Below are 17,744 nucleotides of genomic sequence, written 5' to 3' on the forward strand. Positions count from 1 at the left end.
ACGACGCGATGGCACCCTGCTGTACCCGCCGCCTGAGTCGTGCATTGGTAAAGGTAGTTGTAATCCTGCTTTAATGTCCCATGCAATCCAAAGACTTGGACGACAAAAGTACGGGCTAAGAACTTCAGCTCCTGAAGCCAATCCAATCTTCTGCCACCGACCTGTTCTCACATTGCCAGGACAGGACGCACGCAGGATTCGCGCCCTCCGGCGCCCGCCCGTTCCACCTTTCGGAACCCGAACTATCTATGTCATCGCGTAAATTTGGTATCAACCTGGTGATAGTCATGGCCATCGCCGCGCTATTCACCGGGTTCTGGGCGCTGATCAACCGCCCGGTTTCCGCCCCCAACTGGCCGGAGCAGATTTCCGGTTTCTCCTATTCGCCGTTCCGCCAGGGCGAGAGCCCGCAAAAGGGCCAGTACCCGAGCGAGGACGAACTGCGCCAGGACCTCGAACAGCTCAGCAAGCTGACCGACAGCATCCGTATCTATACGGTGGAAGGCACACAGGCGGAGATTCCCCGCCTGGCCGAAGAGTTCGGCCTGCGCGTGACCCTGGGGGTGTGGATCAGCCCGGACCTTGAGCGCAACGAGCGGGAAATCGAGAAAGCCATCGAACTGGCCAACAGCTCGCGCAGTGTCGTGCGGGTCATGGTCGGCAACGAAGCGCTGTTCCGCAAGGAGATCACCCCGGAGGCGCTGATCCAGTACATGGACCGGGTGCGCGCGGCGGTAAAGGTACCGGTGACCACCAGTGAGCAATGGCACATCTGGAAAGAACATCCGGAGCTGGCCAAGCATGCCGACCTGGTGGCTGCGCACATCCTGCCATACTGGGAATTCATCCCGATGAAGGATGCCGGCCAGTTCGTCCTCGACCGTGCCCGCGACCTCAAGCAACAATTCCCACGCAAACCGCTGCTGCTGTCTGAAGTCGGCTGGCCAAGCAACGGCCGCATGCGTGGCGGTGCCGAAGCGACCCAGGCCGACCAGGCCATCTACCTGCGCACCCTGGTCAACAAGCTCAACCGCCAGGGCTACAACTACTTTGTCATCGAAGCCTACGACCAGCCGTGGAAAGCCAGCGACGAAGGCTCGGTGGGCGCTTACTGGGGCGTATTCAATGCCGCGCGCCAGCAGAAATTCAACTTTGAAGGCCCGGTTGTAGCCATTCCGCAATGGCGCGTGCTGGCGGTCGGTTCGGTGGTACTGGCGATGCTCTCGCTGACCCTGCTGCTGATCGACGGCTCGGCCCTGCGCCAGCGCGGCCGGACCTTCCTGACCTTTATCGCCTTCCTTTGCGGTTCGGTACTGGTGTGGATCGGCTACGACTACAGCCAGCAATACAGCACCTGGTTCAGCCTGACCGTGGGCTTCCTGCTCGCCCTCGGCGCCCTCGGCGTGTTTATCGTGCTGCTCACCGAGGCCCATGAGCTGGCCGAAGCGGTGTGGATTCACAAGCGCCGCCGGGAATTCTTGCCGGTGCAGGCCGACGCGGCCTACCGTCCCAAGGTCTCGGTGCATGTGCCGTGCTACAACGAGCCGCCGGAGATGGTCAAACAGACCCTCAACGCCCTGGCGGCGCTGGATTATCCGGACTACGAAGTCCTGATCATCGACAACAACACCAAGGACCCGGCGGTCTGGGAGCCGATCAAGGCTCACTGCGAGATGCTCGGCGAGCGCTTCAAGTTCTTCCACGTCGCGCCCCTGGCCGGTTTCAAGGGCGGTGCGCTGAATTATCTGATCCCGCACACCGCCAAGGATGCCGAAGTGATCGCAGTGATCGACTCGGACTACTGCGTCGACCGCAACTGGCTCAAGCACATGGTGCCGCACTTCGCCGATCCGAAGATCGCCGTGGTGCAATCGCCCCAGGACTACCGCGACCAGAACGAAAGCACCTTCAAGAAGCTGTGCTACAGCGAATACAAGGGCTTCTTCCATATCGGCATGGTCACCCGCAACGACCGTGACGCGATCATCCAGCACGGCACCATGACCATGACCCGGCGCTCGGTGCTCGAAGAGCTGGGCTGGGCCGACTGGTGCATCTGCGAGGATGCAGAGCTCGGCCTGCGGGTGTTCGAGAAAGGCTACTCGGCGGCCTATTCCCACGAGAGCTATGGCAAGGGCCTGATGCCTGACACCTTCATCGACTTCAAGAAGCAGCGCTTCCGCTGGGCCTACGGCGCCATCCAGATCATCAAGCGCCATGCCGCAAGCCTGCTACGCGGCAAGGACTCGGAACTGACCCGTGGCCAGCGTTATCACTTCCTCGCCGGCTGGCTGCCGTGGATTGCCGATGGCATGAATATCTTCTTCACCGTCGGCGCCCTGCTGTGGTCGGCGGCGATGATCATCGTGCCGCAACGGGTCGACCCACCGCTGCTGATCTTCGCCATTCCGCCACTGGCGCTGTTCGTCTTCAAAGTCGGCAAGATCGTGTTCCTCTACCGCCGTGCGGTAGGCGTGAACCTCAAGGACGCTTTCGCCGCGGCCCTGGCCGGCCTTGCCCTGTCGCACACCATTGCCAAGGCGGTGCTGTACGGTTTCTTCACCAGCAGCATCCCGTTCTTCCGCACGCCGAAGAACGCCGACAGCCATGGTTTGCTGGTGGCGCTTTCCGAAGCCCGTGAAGAGCTGTTCATCATGTTGCTGTTGTGGGGTGCGGCGGCCGGGATCTACCTGGTTCAGGGCCTGCCGAGCAACGACATGCGTTTCTGGGTGGCCATGCTGCTGGTGCAGTCGCTGCCGTACCTGGCGGCACTGATCATGGCCATGCTGTCGTCGCTGCCCAAGCCGGTGGATGCCGCACAGCCGGCCCAGGCCTCCTGACCCCGGGGCGGCCTTGCCGCCCTTTCGCCGGCAAGGCCGGCTCCCACAGGACGGGTAAACACCCAACCTGTGGGAGCTGGCTTGCCAGCGATGAGGCGCTGACAAACAGCGCAGATCCAAGGTCCTCAACCCCTGCTTTTGCTATAAGATAACCCCCCTCGAATTCGTGCCCTGCCTTGCCCCGGAGCTCCCCATGACGGCCCCAGCCGACCTCTCGCCTACCCTTGAACTGGCCTGCGACCTGATTCGCCGTCCGTCGGTAACCCCGCTGGACTTCGATTGCCAGAAACAGATGATGCAGCGCCTGGGCGATGCCGGTTTCATGCTCGAACCGATGCGGATCGAAGACGTCGACAACTTCTGGGCCACCCATGGCACCCAGGACGGTCCCGTGCTGTGCTTCGCCGGCCACACCGACGTAGTCCCGACCGGCCCGGTGCAAGCCTGGCAGAACGATCCGTTCGACGCCCTGATCGATGCCGATGGCATGCTCTGCGGGCGTGGCGCTGCCGACATGAAGGGCAGCCTGGCGGCCATGGTGGTGGCCACCGAGCGCTTCGTCGCCGACTATCCCAACCATCGCGGCAAGGTCGCCTTCCTGATCACCAGCGATGAAGAAGGCCCGGCCCACCACGGCACCAAGGCCGTGGTCGAGCGCCTGGCAGCACGCAACGAGCGCCTGGACTGGTGCATCGTCGGCGAGCCATCGAGCACCAGCCTGGTCGGTGACGTGGTCAAGAACGGCCGTCGCGGCTCGCTCGGCGCCAAGCTCACCGTGCGCGGCGTACAGGGCCATGTGGCCTACCCGCACCTGGCGAAGAACCCGATCCACCTGGCCACTCCGGCCCTGGCGGAACTGGCTGCCGAGCACTGGGACGAAGGCAACGCGTTCTTCCCGCCGACCAGCTTCCAGATCTCCAACCTCAACTCCGGCACCGGCGCCACCAACGTGGTGCCGGGCGAGCTGACCGCACTGTTCAACTTCCGCTTCTCTACCGAATCGACGGTCGAAGGCCTGCAGCAGCGAGTTGCCGCCATCCTCGACAAGCACCAGCTGGATTGGCACGTGGACTGGGCCTTGTCGGGCCTGCCGTTCCTCACCGAGCCGGGCGACCTGCTCGACGCCGTATCGGCGAGCATCAAGGCGGTCACCGGCCGTGAAACCAAGGCGTCGACCAGCGGCGGCACCTCCGACGGGCGCTTCATCGCCACCCTCGGCACCCAGGTGGTCGAGCTGGGCCCGGTCAACGCCACCATTCACCAGGTCAACGAGCGGATCCTGGCCAGCGACCTCGACGTGCTGACCGAAATCTACTACCAGACCCTGACCCGGTTGCTTGCCTGATGCTCACCTGCCCAATCTGCAGCGCCGCGCTGAGCACCCTCGACAATGGCGTGGCCTGCCCGGCCGGCCACCGTTTCGACCGTGCCCGACAGGGTTACCTGAACCTGTTGCCGGTGCAGCACAAGAACAGCCGTGACCCGGGCGACAACCAGGCCATGGTCGAGGCCCGCCGCGACTTTCTCAACGCCGGGCATTACGCCCCGGTAGCCCGGCGCCTGGCCGAGCTTGCCGCTGAACGCGCACCGGCACGCTGGCTGGATATCGGCTGTGGCGAGGGTTACTACACCGCGCAGATCGCCGCAGCGCTGCCCGAGGCCGACGGTTATGCCCTGGACATCTCCCGCGAAGCGGTCAAGCGTGCCTGCAAGCGCAACCCGGCGCTGACCTGGCTGGTGGCGAGCATGGCCCGGGTGCCGCTGGCCGATGCCAGTTGCCAGTTCCTGGCCAGTGTCTTCAGCCCGCTGGACTGGCAGGAAGCCCTGCGCCTGCTGAGCCCCGGCGGCGGCCTGATGCGCGTCGGCCCGACCAACGAGCACCTGATCGAGTTGCGCCACAAGCTCTACGATGAAGTGCGCGACTACGCCGACGACAAACACCTGGCACTGGTGCCAGCGGGCATGCAGCACGCCCATAGCGAAACCCTGAAATTCCGCCTCAGCCTTGCCGATAGCAAGGCCCGCGCCGACCTGCTGGCCATGACCCCGCATGGTTGGCGCGCCAGCGCCGATAAACGCGCGCGCGTCATCGACCAGGCCGAGCCTTTCGAGGTCACGGTATCGATGCGTTACGATTACTTTGTGCGCCAAGACTGAGCGCACCCGGAGCCCCTATGCGCCAACCCGATATCGAGATTTACCTGAAAGACGCCGACGTCGACCACAAGCAGATCGCCGCCTGGCTCACCGAGGCACTCGGCCCGTGCAGCGACTGGCAGCAGAAAGGCCAGACCTACAAGTGCAAGGCCGGTAACATTCCAGTTACCTGGTTACCGAAGGCTGTGGGCAAATGGAACAGTCTTTACCTGGAAAGCGACCAGACGCCGTGGGACGACGACATTGCCTGCGCGCGCGCCGCCTTTGCCGCGCTGAGCGTCGAAGTGCGCTGCGCGCCGGGCACCTGGGTCGAGGAAGAAGGTGAAGAGGATGCCGATCGCTGGATCCGCATCAGTGCCGACGGTGAAGAGGAAATCACCTGGCGTACCAACTGAAATTGCTTCTTCGAAAAGGCCCGCCCCGGTTGTCCGGCGGCGGGCCTTTTCGCTTGTGGGCCCAGGCTCGAGGCTTGTGGCCCGGCGCTTACAGCCCGACTACGTCTTCTGCCTGCAGGCCTTTCTGGCCCTGAGTCAGATTGTATTCGACCTGCTGCCCCTCAAGCAGGGTGCGATGACCCTCCCCGCGGATGGCACGGTAGTGAACAAACACGTCCGCGCCACCTTCACGCTGAATGAAGCCGTAACCTTTGGCGTCATTGAACCACTTTACACTTCCAGTCTCACGAGACGACATCTGAACTACTCCGGATTTTTATTTTGGAATCGCCTGGCATGCAGAGAGGTCACGGCCCCCTGCCGACGCAGCTTGCACAAATCTCTTGCAAGCGGCGGACCGAGTATATGACACACTTAAATTAATTTTCATGACCGGGGCGCTTTTTGCTGAACTTGCGCAGATACGGCACACTAACCGACTGAGCAATCACTCGAAAATCTCATCCAGAGCACACACCGTATGACCCGTTCCCCCCTGCGCCGCCTGATCTTCGGCGCCCTGCGTCGCCTGTTGTACCTGTGGGTTCGCTCCGAGACCATCAACCAGTCGTCCTTCACCCTGAACCTGGATCGCAGCCGGCCGGTGTTCTACGCCCTGCAGTCGCCGTCGCTCACCGACCTTGCCGTGCTCGACCGCGAATGCACCAAAGCCGGGCTGCCACGCCCGGTGTTGCCCACCGCCGTTGGCACCCTGCAAGAGCCCGCAGCATTCTTCTACTTGACCCCGGAGCCCGACTGGCTCGGCCGCCAGGACAAGCGCGGCGCCCCGCCAACCCTGGCGCGGCTGGTCAACGCCATCAGCCAGCATGCCGAGGAAGACGCGCAGATCATTCCGGTCAGCGTGTTCTGGGGCCAGTCGCCGGCCAGTGAATCCAGCCCCTGGAAGCTACTGTTCGCCGACAGTTGGGCGGTTACCGGGCGCCTGCGCCGGTTGCTCACCGTACTGATCCTCGGGCGCAAGACCCGCGTACAGTTCTCGGCACCGATTCACCTGCGCGAACTGGTGCAGCACAACAAAGGTCACGAGCGCACCGTGCGCATGGCCCAGCGCCTGCTGCGCGTGCACTTTCGCAACCTCAAGTCCGCCGTCATCGGCCCGGACATTTCCCACCGCCGTAACCTGGTCAAGGGCCTGGTGCACGACCCGCTGGTGCGCCAGGCCATCGCCGATGAGGCCGAGCGCGAAAAGATCCCGCTGGCAAAAGCCGAGGCCCAGGCCCTGCGCTACGGCAACGAGATCGCCTCGGATTACACCTATACCGCCATCCGCTTCCTCGAAGTGGTGCTGAGCTGGTTTTGGAACAAGATCTACGACGGCATCAAGGTCAACCACATCGAGCAGGTGCAGGGCATCGCCCCGGGCCACGAAGTCATCTACGTGCCGTGCCACCGCAGCCATATCGACTACCTGCTGCTGTCCTACCTGCTGTTTCGCAACGGCCTGACCCCGCCGCACATCGCCGCCGGGATCAACCTCAACATGCCGGTGATCGGCGGCCTGCTGCGCCGTGGCGGGGCGTTCTTCATGCGCCGTACCTTCAAGGGCAACCCGCTGTACACCGCGGTGTTCAACGAGTACCTGCACACCCTGTTCACCAAGGGCTTCCCGGTCGAGTACTTCGTCGAAGGCGGCCGCTCGCGCACCGGGCGCATGCTGCAGCCAAAAACCGGCATGCTCGCCATTACCTTGCGCAGCTACCTGCGCTCATCGCGTACCCCGATCGTCTTCGTGCCGGTGTACATCGGTTATGAACGGGTGCTCGAAGGCCGCACCTACCTGGGCGAACTGCGCGGGGCGAGCAAGAAGAAAGAATCGATCTTCGACATCTTCAAGGTCATCGGCGCGCTCAAGCAGCGCTTCGGCCAGGTGGCGGTCAACTTCGGCGAGCCGATCCGCCTCGGCGCCTTCCTCGACCAGCAGCAACCCGGCTGGCGCGAGCAGGAGCACGGCCCGCAGTTCCGCCCGGCCTGGCTCAACGAAACCACCTCGCGCCTGGGCGAGAAAGTCGCCCGGCACCTGAACGAGGCAGCGGCGATCAACCCGGTCAATCTGGTGGCCCTGGCGCTGCTTTCCACCAGCCGCCTGGCCCTGGACGAACGCGCCCTGACCCGCGTGCTGGACCTGTACCTGGCGCTGTTGCGCAAGGTGCCCTACTCGCCGCACACCACGCTGCCTGAAGGCGATGGCCTGGCACTGATCAGCCACGTCAAGGGCATGGACCTGCTGGCCGAACAGAGCGATGCACTGGGCAAGATTCTTTACCTGGACGAGCAGAACGCCGTCCTGATGACCTATTACCGCAACAACGTGCTGCATATTTTCGCCCTGCCGGCCTTGCTGGCGAGCTTCTTCCAGAGCAGCTCGCGAATGAGCCGCGAGCTGATCCTGCAGTACACCCGGGCGCTGTACCCGTACCTGCAATCGGAGCTGTTCATTCGCTGGGAGCTGGATGAGCTGGACGCGGTCATCGACCAGTGGCTGGAGGCCTTCGTCGAGCAAGGCCTGCTGCGCTTTGAAAACGGCGTGTACCTGCGCCCGGCGCCGAGTTCGCGGCAGTTCGTGCTGCTGACCCTGCTGGCCCGGGCCATCACCCAGACCCTGCAGCGCTTCTACATGGCCACCGCCCTGCTGCTCAACAGCGGCCAGCACACCCTGAGCGCCGAAGAGCTGGAAGACCTCTGCGTGATCATGGCCCAGCGCCTGTCGATCCTGCACGGCCTGAATGCACCGGAGTTCTTCGACAAAACCCTGTTCCGCCACTTCATCCAGACCCAGATCGAGCAAGGCGTACTGCGTCCGGATACCAATGGCAAACTCGGTTACCACGAAAAACTCAGTGAACTGGCCGAAGGCGCAGCCAAGCGCGTGCTGTCGGCGGAGATACGCCTGTCGATCCGCCAGGTGGCCCTGCAGCGCAGTGAAGAGGCCACCGAAACCGCGGCATAGGCCATACTGGCCAGTGTCTTTGGAGCAACACGAATCAAACCGCCGGGCGACCGCAACCGCGGCGCCGGCGCTAAGGAGCTACTGATGAAAAAACTGTCCCTGATCCTTCTTGGCAGCCTGCTGGCCGCGTGCAGCAGCACCCCTGAAGCGTCCAAGGCCAGCCTTGATGGCGAAGTCTTCTACCTGCAGCGCATTGCCCTGCCGCCTGCCGCCACCCTGAGCGTCGCCCTGCAGGACGTGTCGCTGATGGACGCTCCCGCCGTTACCCTGGCCAGCCAGAGCGGCCCGGTCAAAGGCAATGTGCCGCTGCCCTTTCACCTGAGCTACGACCCGGCCCAGGTCAAGCCCGGCCACCGTTATGCAGTCAGCGCGCGGATCGAACTGGATGGCAAGCTGCTGTTCATCAACACCGAACACCACGGCGTTCAGCTTGATGGCAACGACCCGCAACCGGTGCGTATCAAGGTCGATGCCGTTCGTTGATTGATTGTTCTGCCCTTCGCATAAGGATGCTGCCATGTTTCGCCCAGCTCTAACCTTTACCGGCCTGTGCGCCGGCCTGCTGCTGTCGGCAAGCGCCCTGGCGCTGTCGCTCGGCGACCTCTCGCAAAAAGATGCCTCCACTGGCCTGAAGGACGCCCTGACCCAGGGCGCCCAGGTGGCGGTGAAACAACTGGGCACCCCCGGTGGTTTCAGCAATAACCCGGATGTGCGTATCGAGTTGCCGGGCAACCTTGGCAAAGCCGCCAAGAAGATGAAGGCGTTCGGCATGGGTGCCCAGGTCGAGCAACTGGAAACCAGTATGAACAAGGCCGCTGAAGCTGCCGTGCCGCAGGCCCAGGCGCTGCTGGTCGATGCCGTGAAGAAGATGACCGTGGAAGATGCCAAGGGCATCCTCAGCGGCGGCAACGACTCGGCCACCCAGTACCTGAGCAAGACCAGCCGCGAGCAGATTCGCGCCAAGTTCCTGCCGATCGTCAAGAAGGCTACCGACCAGGTCGGCCTGGCCCAGCAATACAACAGCTTCGCTGGGCAAGCGGCGACACTGGGCGTGCTGGATGCCAAGAATGCCAACGTCGAAGGCTATGTAACCGAGCAGGCGCTCAACGGCCTGTTCGAGATGATTGCCAAGCAGGAAGAAACCATCCGCCAGAACCCGGCTGCTGCGGCTACCAGCATTGCCAAGAAGGTGTTTGGCGCGCTTTGAGCCTCTCGCTCCAAAGGGCTGCTTGCGCAGCCCATCGCCGGCAAGGCCGGCTCCCACAATAGATCTGTGTCACCGCCCTCAGGCTTTCTTGACCCTGAACCACGCCGCATACAAGGCCGGCAGGAACAACAGCGTCAACGCCGTCGCCACGATCAACCCCCCCATGATCGCCACCGCCATCGGCCCGAAGAACACGCTGCGTGACAGCGGGATCATCGCCAGCACCGCCGCCAGGGCGGTCAGCACGATCGGCCGGAAGCGCCTTACCGTCGCCTCGATAATCGCCTGCCAGCGGTCCAGCCCGGCAGCGATGTCCTGTTCGATCTGGTCGACCAGGATCACCGAGTTGCGCATGATCATCCCCGACAGGGCAATGGTCCCGAGCATGGCGACAAAGCCGAACGGCTGGCGGAACACCAGCAGGAACAGGGTTACGCCAATCAGCCCCAGCGGTGCGGTGAGGAACACCATCACCGTGCGCGAGAAGCTGCGCAATTGCAGCATCAGCAGGGTCAGCACCACAACGATGAACAGCGGTACCCCGGCGTTCACCGACTTCTGCCCGCGAGTGGAGTCTTCCACCGTGCCGCCTACCTCTAGCAGATAGCCATCGGGCAGTTCTGCACGCACCGGGTCCAGGGTCGGCAGGATCTGCTTGACCAGGGTAACCGGTTGCTCTTTGCCGTAGATGTCGGCGCGCACGGTGACATTGGGCAGACGGTTGCGGTGCCAGATCACGCCTTCTTCAAAGCCGTATTCCAGGGTTGCCACCTGCGACAGCGCCACACTGCGGCCATTGTCGGTAGGCACCGCCAGGCTTGGCAGGTTGGCAAGCTCGCTGCGCTCCTGCTGGGTACCGCGCAGGAGGATCTCGATCAGCTCGTTGTCCTCACGGAACTGGCTGACCGCAGAGCCGGTCAGCGAGCTTTGCAGAAACTTCGCCAGGTTCGCCGTGCTCACTCCCAGGGCGCGGGCGCGGTCCTGGTCGATGTTCAGGTAAACCACCTTGCTCGGCTCTTCCCAGTCGAGGTGGACGTTGACCACATGGGGGTTCTCGCGCACTTTGGCCGCCACTTTGCGGGCCAGGGCGCGGACTTGCTCGATATGCTCGCCGGTGACCCGGAACTGCACCGGGTAGCCCACGGGCGGGCCGTTTTCCAGGCGCGTGACCCGCGAACGCAGGTCGGGGAATTGTTCATCGAGGGTGGCGATCAGCCAGCTGCGCAGTTGTTCACGCTCCTCGATGGTTTTCGCCAGCACGACGAACTGGGCGAAACTTGGCGCTGGCAGTTGCTGGTCCAACGGCAGGTAGAAGCGTGGCGAACCCGTGCCCACATAGGCTACATAGTTGTCGATGCCGGCGCGTTCCTTGAGTAGCGCTTCCAGACGCTTGACCTGCTCGGCGGTATTACTCAGCGAGGCGCCTTCGGCCAGCTTCAGGTCAACCATCAGCTCCAGGCGCCCGGAAGCCGGGAAGAACTGCTGGGGCACGAAGCGGAACAACAAAATACTGCCGATAAACAGGGCGATAGTCGCCACGATCACCGTCTTGCGCCGCTCCACGCACCAGCCGACCAGGCGCCGCACGCGCTGGTAGAACGGTGTGCCATACGGATCTGGCCCACCTTCGGCAGTGCCATGCTTGGCCGCGTGCAGCTTGGCCAGGTCCGGCAGCAGGCGCTCGCCCAGATAGGGCACGAACACCACCGCGGCAATCCACGAGGCGAGCAAGGCGATGGTTACCACCTGGAAGATCGAACGGGTGTATTCGCCCGTTCCGGACTGCGCGGTGGCAATCGGCAGGAAGCCGGCGGCGGTGATCAGGGTGCCGGTCAGCATCGGGAAGGCGGTGCTGGTCCAGGCATAACTGGCCGCCTTGAGCCGGTCGAAACCCTGCTCCATCTTGATTGCCATCATCTCCACGGCAATGATGGCGTCATCCACCAGCAGGCCCAGGGCCAGCACCAGCGCGCCGAGGGAGATCTTGTGCAGGCCGATACCGAAGTAGTACATGGCGGCAAAGGTCATCGCCAGTACCAGCGGAATGGCCAGGGCCACCACCAGGCCGGTGCGCATCCCCAAGGAGAAGAAACTCACCAGCAAGACGATGGCCAGGGCCTCTACCAACACCTGGACGAACTCGCCAACGCCGGTCTTCACCGCTGCCGGCTGATCGGACACCTTGCGCAGCTCCATGCCGGCCGGCAGATTGTGGGCGATGCGGGCGAACTCGGTTTCCAGGGCCTTGCCCAGCACCAGGATATCGCCGCCGGCCTTCATCGATACCGCCAGGCCGATGGCATCTTCGCCCATGAAGCGCATACGCGGTGCGGGCGGATCATTGAAGCCTCGGCGCACATCGGCGACATCGCCGATACGGAAGGTGCGGTCACCGACCCGGATCGGGAACTGCTGGATCTGCTCGACCGTGGTGAAGCGCCCGCTGACCCGCAACTGCAGGCGCTCGGATGGAGTCTCGAAGAAACCCGCGGTGCTCACCGCGTTCTGCTCTTCCAGCGCCTGCTGCACCGCTGCCAGGGGCAGGCCGAGGGTGGCCAGCTTGAGGTTGGACAGCTCGATCCAGATCTTCTCGTCCTGCAGGCCAAGCAGCTCGACCTTGCCGACATCCTTGACCCGCTGCAACTGGATCTGCACCCGGTCGGCGTAGTCCTTGAGCACGGCGTAGTCGAAGCCATCACCGGTCAGCGCGTAGATGTTGCCGAAGGTGGTGCCGAATTCATCGTTGAAGAACGGCCCCTGAATACCCTGGGGCAAGGTGTGCCGGATATCGGCGACCTTCTTGCGGATCTGGTACCAAAGCTCGGGGATATCGGCCGAATGCATCGAATCGCGGGCCATGAAGGTGACCTGCGATTCACCGGGCCGTGAGAACGAGACGATCCTCTCGTACTCGCCGGTTTCCATCAGCTTCTTTTCGATGCGCTCGGTCACCTGGCGCGAGACTTCCTCGGCGCTGGCACCAGGCCAGATGGTGCGAATGACCATGGCCTTGAAGGTAAAGGGCGGGTCTTCGCTCTGCCCCAGTTTGGTGTAGGACAGCGCGCCGACCACGGCCAGCAGAATCATCAGGAACAGCACGATCTGCCGATTGCGCAGGGCCCAGGCGGAAAGGTTGAAACCCATCGGGACTTACTCCTTGGCCGCCAGATTCACCACACGATTGGACCGATCCACCGGACGTACCTGCTGCCCCTCCTGGAGCACATGCACGCCGGCCGCCACCACCCAGTCCGAGGCATTCAGGCCTTCAAGCACCGGCACGCTGTTTTCACCGTAGGCACCGACCCGTACCGGCACGCGCTTGAGGGTGTTGTTGGCATCGACACGCCAGACATAGGTCTGGCCGTTCTCTGCGGTCAGCGCCGAGAGCGGCACCGCCAGCGGAATCTGCTCGGCGTGCTGGATGAACACCCGGGCACTCTGGCCAAGCTCGGCCGGCACCTTGCCGGCGGTAAAGGCGATGCGCGCCGCAAAGGTTCGCGAGCGTGGATCGGCCGAAGGTGACAGCTCACGAATACGGCCATTGAAGCGTTGATCCGGTTGCGACCAGAGCTCCACCGACACCGGCTGGCCGACCTTGAAGCGCCCGAAGTTCTGCTCCGGCAGGCCGATCAGCACTTCACGCTCGCCATCGGTGGCCAGGGTGAACACCGTCTGGCCAGCGGACACCACCTGCCCCACTTCGACCTGGCGCTTGGCAATCACACCATCCTGAGAGGCCCGCAGCACAGCGTATTCCGCCTGGTTGCCGGCGACGTCGAACTCGGCGCGCACCTGTTTGAGCCGGGCCAGGCCCGCGCGGTAAAGGTTTTCAGCATTGTCATATTGCGAACGGCTGACCATCTGCCGGTCGAGCAGGGTCTTGTAGCGGTCGCGCTCGGCCTTGACCAGGCTCAGGTTGGCTTCGGCGGCGGCCAGTTGGGCACGGCTGGCTTCCAGTTGCAGGCGCACATCCTGGGGGTCGAGCTCGGCCAGCGCCTGCTCGGCCTTGACCCGCTGCCCCTCCTCGACCAGGCGCTTGCTGACCTTGCCGCCGATGCGGAAGGCCAGCTCCGGTTCGAAGCGCGCCCGCACCTCGCCAGGGTAGCTGTCGGCAGCGGCGCTGGCCGGCTGCGGCTGTACCACCATGGCCGGACGAAGGGAAGTCTGCGGTGCGCTTTCCTGCCCGCAGGCAGCAAGCAACAGCACAAGACTGACGGGCAAAGCGAGGGGCAAGGCAAGGCGCAACATGATGAATGACCTTTCGCGAATGGCGCTTTGAATATTTATACTGACGGGTATATTAAATCAGGGAGCCGGACCGGGGAAGCAGGCGTCCGAGAGAAATCCCATATTTATGCCGGGAGCAGCGCGTCGATATTTGCCCGCCGAAAGACCGGTCGCGATGTACCATGTGCACTTACTGGAATATGTATCTTTTCACTCATGCCCAAAGTCACCGCTCCTACCGGCCCCGGCCGGCCCAAGGACCTGGCAAAACGCCAGGCCATTCTCGAAGCAGCCAAGGCGCTGTTTCTAACCCTTGGCTATGCCAACACCAGCATGGATGCGGTCGCGACAGCGGCAGGTGTGTCAAAACTCACGGTCTACAGTCACTTCACCGACAAGGAAACGCTGTTCTCCTCGGCGGTGGTCGCCACCTGCACGGCGCAGCTGCCCGAACTGATCTTCGAGCTGCCTGAAGGCGTGCCGCTGGAGCAGGTATTGGTGAAGATCGGCCGCGGCTTTCAGGCGCTGATCAGCAGCGACCTGTCGGTCAAGTTGCACCGCTTGATCATGGCCCTGGGTAATCAGGACCCAAAGCTCAGCCAGATCTTCTTCGAGGCCGGCCCGTTGCGGGTCCTGCACGAGATGGAGGCGCTGTTGCGCCAGGCGGATGCGCGCGGGTTGCTGTGCATCGAGCTGCCGGCCAACGCCGCCGAGCACTTCTTCTGCCTGCTCAAGGGCGCGGCCAACTTCCGCTTGTTGCTCGGCTATGCCCCGGCGCTGGATGCCGAGGCCGCCGAGGCCCATGTCCAGGAAGTGGTGGCGCTGTTCATGCGCGCCTACCGGCCTTAAGGCTTGAGGGCTTTTTTCGGGTAGATGTCGTAGCGGCTGGATTTGCCTTCCAGGCTGTGGCTGGGCTTGGGGCCGTCGATGATCGGCGCCTTGCGCGGGCGCTTGACCACCACCCGGTGGCTGGCCAGGGCCAGGGCGGCTTCGAGCAGTGCCGGCGCATCGAGGTCGTCACCGACCAGCGGGCGGAACACGCGCATTTCCTTTTTCACCAGGGCGCTCTTGTCGCGGTGCGGGAACATCGGGTCGAGGTAGATCACCTGCGGCGGCTCGCCTTGCCAGTTGCGCATGTGCTCGATGGCATTGCCGCTGAGCAGCTGCATACGCGCGACGATCGGGCCGACCTCGGCGTCGCTGCGGGCGCGGGCCAGGCCATCTGCGAGCAAGGCGGCGACCAGCGGCTGGCGCTCGATCAGGGTCATCTGGCAGCCCAGGCTTGCCAGCACGAAGGCGTCCTTGCCCAGCCCCGCCGTGGCGTCGAGCACCTGCGGGCGTACGCCCTGGGCGATACCCACGGCCTTGGCGATCATCTGCCCGCTACCGCCACCGAACACCCGCCGGTGGGCCGCCGCGCCTTCGACGAAATCCACCCGCACCGGCCCTGGCGCTTGCGGGCCCAGTTGCTGGATCTGCAGGCCATCGGCGCCGACCTGCACGGCAAAGCCTGCGTTGTCATCGCTCAGCGGCAGCTCCAGGCGCTGCGCCCACTCGGCAGCCAGGGCCTGATAATCGGCCGTCAATGCCTCGACCCGGATGCCGCCGTCCGCCAGTTGCTCCACCATCAATTCCTGTACTCAAAAAAATTAAATGATCGTCGGCCACGGCCGATATACGAAGTATTCGCTATTTTGCCAGACCAGAACGCTCTGCGACTGCCATGACCGACATTCTTCAGCTCAACTCAGGTTATATCTCGCCCGTCGGCGACTATGGCCGGCACAATACCCAGGCATTGGGTGGCGTCAGCCACCTGTGGCAGGATTTTTTTGCCCGCGCCCTGGCTGAGCAGCAAGGTGAAGACGGCGCGGCCGAGGCCGTGGCCGCCGAGCAGTTCGACAAGGTCACTGGCGAGCCGCTGGGCGGCAGCCAGGTGCTGGCGCAGATTCACAGCCAGCGTCTGTGCGATGTGCATGACACCGAACTGGCCCCGCCTGAGGCACTGTTCCTGCCCATCGCCGAGCTGGAGCCTGAACTGCTGGAAAAACTCGCCCCGCCGTTCAGCGCCGCCGAACTGATCGAGCAGCAACGCCAGCTGGATATCAGCAACACCTGGGTACGCCCGGTGGTCATGAGCCAGGGCCACCCGCTCCCGGAACCAGGCCCGGCGCCACAGGCCAAGCCGCTGTACCTGCCGATTGCCGAGTTCGAGATGGACCTGCTGGACAAGGCGCCCGAGCCTTTCGACGAAGCCACCATGGCCGTGCAGCAATCGCAGCTGGACTTCGACAATCGCTGGGCACGCCCGGTGGTGCTGAACAACGTACGCATCGCCGCCTGAGCCTCAGCGGCAGATTTGCCAGAAGCCCATGTCCAGATGAAAGTGATTGCGGTGCGCGGCGTTGTAGTCGGGCCCCAGCACCGTGTTGAAACTGTCGCAGGCACTGGCGTGCAGATCCTTTAGAAACTTCGCTTTGACACCCTCCCCCGGCCAGTCCTTGAGCAACTGGATGCGCTGCCCGTCGGCCAGGCGAAAGCCGGCGATGTCCAGGGCGTTGGCCGTGGCATGCTGGCTGAGGCGACCATTCTTGCGGTTGTACATGTTGCGACAGGCGAAGCTGCCCAGGTGATCGACCTGCACCACCGGCTGGGCAAAGGCGCGCTGCGCCGCCGGCTGCAGGGCATGGCGCTCGAACAGCGCGTAGGCCACCGCCAGCGGGCAACTGGCGAGAAAGCTGCTGCTCAGGCGCACCGACGAGCCCTCGACCCGCAGCACGTTTTCCAATGGGCAGGGCGCATTGGCCGGGCTGTCGGCCTGCTTGCGGTAACGCAAATTCGAAGTCGCCAGCGCCTGTTCGCACAGCTGCGGATCATCCTGCAGGCGGCCCAGCTTGTACGGTGTAAGCAGGTTCGGCGGCTCGCGCACATCGAGTGCCGCCCAGGGGTTCCAGGCATCCGGCAGGCGCCACCCCAGGCGCCAGGCAGCCACGGATACAGCAATCAATATCAGGCACAGCACGACGAGCAATCCTTTGCGCATGAGCGATCAGCGCCTGAACAACTGGTTGAGCTGGTCGAATGACAACGCCTGGTCGGCATAGTCAAAACGGCCTTGATCGTGAATCCGTTGCGCGGCGTTGAAGAACGCCCCATAGGCCGCCCGCGCCAGCGACGAACCGACGCTGATGCGCTTGACGCCCAGGGCCTGGACATCGCCAAAACTCAGCTGCACGCCGCTCAGGCCCATCAGCACGTTGACCGGTTTGGGCGCCACCGCCAGCACTACCCGACGGATCTCTTCAGCCGTACGCAGGCCCGGCGCATAGAGCACATCGGCACCGGCTTCGGCGAAGGCCTGCAGGCGGACAATGGTGTCGTCCAGGTCGATGCGTCCATGCAGCAGGTTTTCAGCACGGGCGCAGAGCATGAACGGGAAGTCCAGGCTGCGGGCAGCGGCGACGGCCGCCTCGACCCGCTCAACCGCGTGATGGAAGCTGTAGATCGGCTCGTCGGCGTTGCCGCTGGCATCCTCGATTGAGCCACCCACCAGACCGACGGCGGCGCCCTGCAGGATCGCCTCGGCGCAACCCTTGGGATCGTCGCTGAAACCGTTCTCCAGGTCGGCGGCCACCGGTAATGCCGTGGCATCGACAACAGAGCGCGCATTCGCCAAGGTTTCATCCAGGGTCATCGCCCCTTCGGCGTCCGGACGCCCCAGGGAGAACGCCAGGCCAGCGCTGGTGGTGGCCAGCGCCTCGAAGCCGAGGCTGGCCAGCAGCTTGGCGGAACCGGCATCCCAGGGGTTGGGGATGACGAAGGCGCCATCGCGCTCATGCAGGGCTTTGAAGGCTTCGGCACGCAGGGTTTGCACATCCATGATCACGACTCCCGGGCAGGCGGCAGGA

The 17,744-nt window shown here is 63.8% G+C and carries 15 protein-coding genes; 9 read left to right on the forward strand and 6 right to left on the reverse strand.

What is annotated here, in order from left to right; all coding sequences use genetic code 11:
* Positions 1–248 precede the first annotated feature (248 nt).
* The 4 genes from JV241A_RS19145 to JV241A_RS19160 all read left to right on the forward strand — a co-directional run bounded on the left by JV241A_RS19145 (position 249) and on the right by JV241A_RS19160 (position 5,392).
* On the forward strand, positions 249–2,840 hold the full coding sequence (locus JV241A_RS19145) for a glycosyltransferase (protein WP_115088397.1): 2,592 nt from the start codon (positions 249–251) through the stop codon (positions 2,838–2,840).
* Between the two features lie 193 nt (positions 2,841–3,033).
* A complete protein-coding gene (dapE, locus tag JV241A_RS19150) occupies positions 3,034–4,185 on the forward strand; it encodes a succinyl-diaminopimelate desuccinylase (protein WP_115088398.1) in 1,152 nt (383 codons plus the stop codon).
* Positions 4,185–4,997, forward strand: coding sequence for a putative RNA methyltransferase (locus tag JV241A_RS19155; RefSeq protein WP_115088399.1), 813 nt, complete (start codon positions 4,185–4,187; stop codon positions 4,995–4,997). Before dapE ends, JV241A_RS19155 begins: the two co-directional genes overlap by 1 nt.
* A gap of 17 nt (positions 4,998–5,014) precedes the next feature.
* Positions 5,015–5,392: a hypothetical protein gene (locus JV241A_RS19160; RefSeq protein ID WP_115088400.1), complete on the forward strand. Its 378-nt coding sequence runs from the start codon at positions 5,015–5,017 to the stop codon at positions 5,390–5,392.
* Positions 5,393–5,480: 88 nt separating this feature from the next.
* Here the strand turns inward: JV241A_RS19160 and JV241A_RS19165 are convergent, their stop codons facing one another.
* The gene (locus tag JV241A_RS19165) at positions 5,481–5,690 is read right to left on the reverse strand and encodes a cold-shock protein (RefSeq protein ID WP_038996759.1); all 210 of its coding nucleotides are present in this window, start codon (positions 5,688–5,690) and stop codon (positions 5,481–5,483) included.
* A gap of 222 nt (positions 5,691–5,912) precedes the next feature.
* Between JV241A_RS19165 and plsB the strand changes: the two genes are divergently transcribed.
* The 3 genes from plsB to JV241A_RS19180 all read left to right on the forward strand — a co-directional run bounded on the left by plsB (position 5,913) and on the right by JV241A_RS19180 (position 9,606).
* The gene (gene plsB, locus JV241A_RS19170) at positions 5,913–8,399 is read left to right on the forward strand and encodes a glycerol-3-phosphate 1-O-acyltransferase PlsB (RefSeq protein ID WP_134064022.1); all 2,487 of its coding nucleotides are present in this window, start codon (positions 5,913–5,915) and stop codon (positions 8,397–8,399) included.
* A gap of 84 nt (positions 8,400–8,483) precedes the next feature.
* The gene (locus JV241A_RS19175; protein ID WP_010224875.1) at positions 8,484–8,882 is read left to right on the forward strand and encodes a YbaY family lipoprotein; all 399 of its coding nucleotides are present in this window, start codon (positions 8,484–8,486) and stop codon (positions 8,880–8,882) included.
* 34 nt (positions 8,883–8,916) lie between these two features.
* Entirely contained in the window at positions 8,917–9,606 is a 690-nt protein-coding gene (locus tag JV241A_RS19180; protein ID WP_115088402.1) for a DUF4197 domain-containing protein, read from the forward strand.
* Between the two features lie 78 nt (positions 9,607–9,684).
* Here JV241A_RS19180 and JV241A_RS19185 read toward each other — a convergent pair whose 3' ends face one another.
* Complete coding sequence (locus tag JV241A_RS19185) at positions 9,685–12,750, reverse strand: efflux RND transporter permease subunit (protein WP_115088403.1); 3,066 nt, start codon at positions 12,748–12,750, stop codon at positions 9,685–9,687.
* Positions 12,751–12,756: 6 nt separating this feature from the next.
* Positions 12,757–13,857 (reverse strand): efflux RND transporter periplasmic adaptor subunit, encoded by a 1,101-nt coding sequence (locus JV241A_RS19190; RefSeq protein ID WP_115088404.1) that lies wholly within the window; start codon positions 13,855–13,857, stop codon positions 12,757–12,759.
* A 195-nt stretch (positions 13,858–14,052) separates the two neighbouring features.
* Between JV241A_RS19190 and JV241A_RS19195 the strand changes: the two genes are divergently transcribed.
* On the forward strand, positions 14,053–14,685 hold the full coding sequence (locus JV241A_RS19195; RefSeq protein WP_115088405.1) for a TetR/AcrR family transcriptional regulator: 633 nt from the start codon (positions 14,053–14,055) through the stop codon (positions 14,683–14,685).
* Here the strand turns inward: JV241A_RS19195 and JV241A_RS19200 are convergent.
* The gene (locus JV241A_RS19200) at positions 14,682–15,464 is read right to left on the reverse strand and encodes a class I SAM-dependent methyltransferase (RefSeq protein WP_115088406.1); all 783 of its coding nucleotides are present in this window, start codon (positions 15,462–15,464) and stop codon (positions 14,682–14,684) included. The genes JV241A_RS19195 and JV241A_RS19200 overlap by 4 nt on opposite strands.
* A 95-nt stretch (positions 15,465–15,559) precedes the next feature.
* On the opposite strand from JV241A_RS19200, the gene JV241A_RS19205 reads away from it, so the two are divergent.
* Positions 15,560–16,180 (forward strand): energy transducer TonB, encoded by a 621-nt coding sequence (locus tag JV241A_RS19205; RefSeq protein WP_134064024.1) that lies wholly within the window; start codon positions 15,560–15,562, stop codon positions 16,178–16,180.
* A 3-nt stretch (positions 16,181–16,183) separates the two neighbouring features.
* Here JV241A_RS19205 and JV241A_RS19210 read toward each other — a convergent pair whose 3' ends face one another.
* Entirely contained in the window at positions 16,184–16,879 is a 696-nt protein-coding gene (locus tag JV241A_RS19210; RefSeq protein ID WP_115088408.1) for an extensin family protein, read from the reverse strand.
* A 6-nt stretch (positions 16,880–16,885) separates the two neighbouring features.
* Positions 16,886–17,716: an isocitrate lyase/phosphoenolpyruvate mutase family protein gene (locus JV241A_RS19215; protein ID WP_134064026.1), complete on the reverse strand. Its 831-nt coding sequence runs from the start codon at positions 17,714–17,716 to the stop codon at positions 16,886–16,888.
* Between the last annotated feature and the right edge of the window lie 28 nt (positions 17,717–17,744).

It is taken from the genome of Pseudomonas sp. JV241A, assembly GCF_900275665.1.
GTDB lineage: Bacteria > Pseudomonadota > Gammaproteobacteria > Pseudomonadales > Pseudomonadaceae > Aquipseudomonas > Aquipseudomonas wadenswilerensis.

What these genes read in the sequence shown, in the direction of transcription:
- JV241A_RS19165 (WP_038996759.1), bottom strand. Translation starts at nt 5,690, where the DNA reads ATGTCGTCTCGTGAGACTGGAAGTGTAAAGTGGTTCAATGACGCCAAA.
- dapE (WP_115088398.1), top strand. Translation starts at nt 3,034, where the DNA reads ATGACGGCCCCAGCCGACCTCTCGCCTACCCTTGAACTGGCCTGCGAC.
- JV241A_RS19155 (WP_115088399.1), top strand. Translation starts at nt 4,185, where the DNA reads ATGCTCACCTGCCCAATCTGCAGCGCCGCGCTGAGCACCCTCGACAAT.
- JV241A_RS19145 (WP_115088397.1), top strand. Translation starts at nt 249, where the DNA reads ATGTCATCGCGTAAATTTGGTATCAACCTGGTGATAGTCATGGCCATC.
- plsB (WP_134064022.1), top strand. Translation starts at nt 5,913, where the DNA reads ATGACCCGTTCCCCCCTGCGCCGCCTGATCTTCGGCGCCCTGCGTCGC.
- JV241A_RS19180 (WP_115088402.1), top strand. Translation starts at nt 8,917, where the DNA reads ATGTTTCGCCCAGCTCTAACCTTTACCGGCCTGTGCGCCGGCCTGCTG.
- JV241A_RS19210 (WP_115088408.1), bottom strand. Translation starts at nt 16,879, where the DNA reads ATGCGCAAAGGATTGCTCGTCGTGCTGTGCCTGATATTGATTGCTGTA.
- JV241A_RS19215 (WP_134064026.1), bottom strand. Translation starts at nt 17,716, where the DNA reads ATGGATGTGCAAACCCTGCGTGCCGAAGCCTTCAAAGCCCTGCATGAG.
- JV241A_RS19185 (WP_115088403.1), bottom strand. Translation starts at nt 12,750, where the DNA reads ATGGGTTTCAACCTTTCCGCCTGGGCCCTGCGCAATCGGCAGATCGTG.
- JV241A_RS19195 (WP_115088405.1), top strand. Translation starts at nt 14,053, where the DNA reads ATGCCCAAAGTCACCGCTCCTACCGGCCCCGGCCGGCCCAAGGACCTG.
- JV241A_RS19160 (WP_115088400.1), top strand. Translation starts at nt 5,015, where the DNA reads ATGCGCCAACCCGATATCGAGATTTACCTGAAAGACGCCGACGTCGAC.
- JV241A_RS19205 (WP_134064024.1), top strand. Translation starts at nt 15,560, where the DNA reads ATGACCGACATTCTTCAGCTCAACTCAGGTTATATCTCGCCCGTCGGC.
- JV241A_RS19190 (WP_115088404.1), bottom strand. Translation starts at nt 13,857, where the DNA reads ATGTTGCGCCTTGCCTTGCCCCTCGCTTTGCCCGTCAGTCTTGTGCTG.
- JV241A_RS19200 (WP_115088406.1), bottom strand. Translation starts at nt 15,464, where the DNA reads ATGGTGGAGCAACTGGCGGACGGCGGCATCCGGGTCGAGGCATTGACG.
- JV241A_RS19175 (WP_010224875.1), top strand. Translation starts at nt 8,484, where the DNA reads ATGAAAAAACTGTCCCTGATCCTTCTTGGCAGCCTGCTGGCCGCGTGC.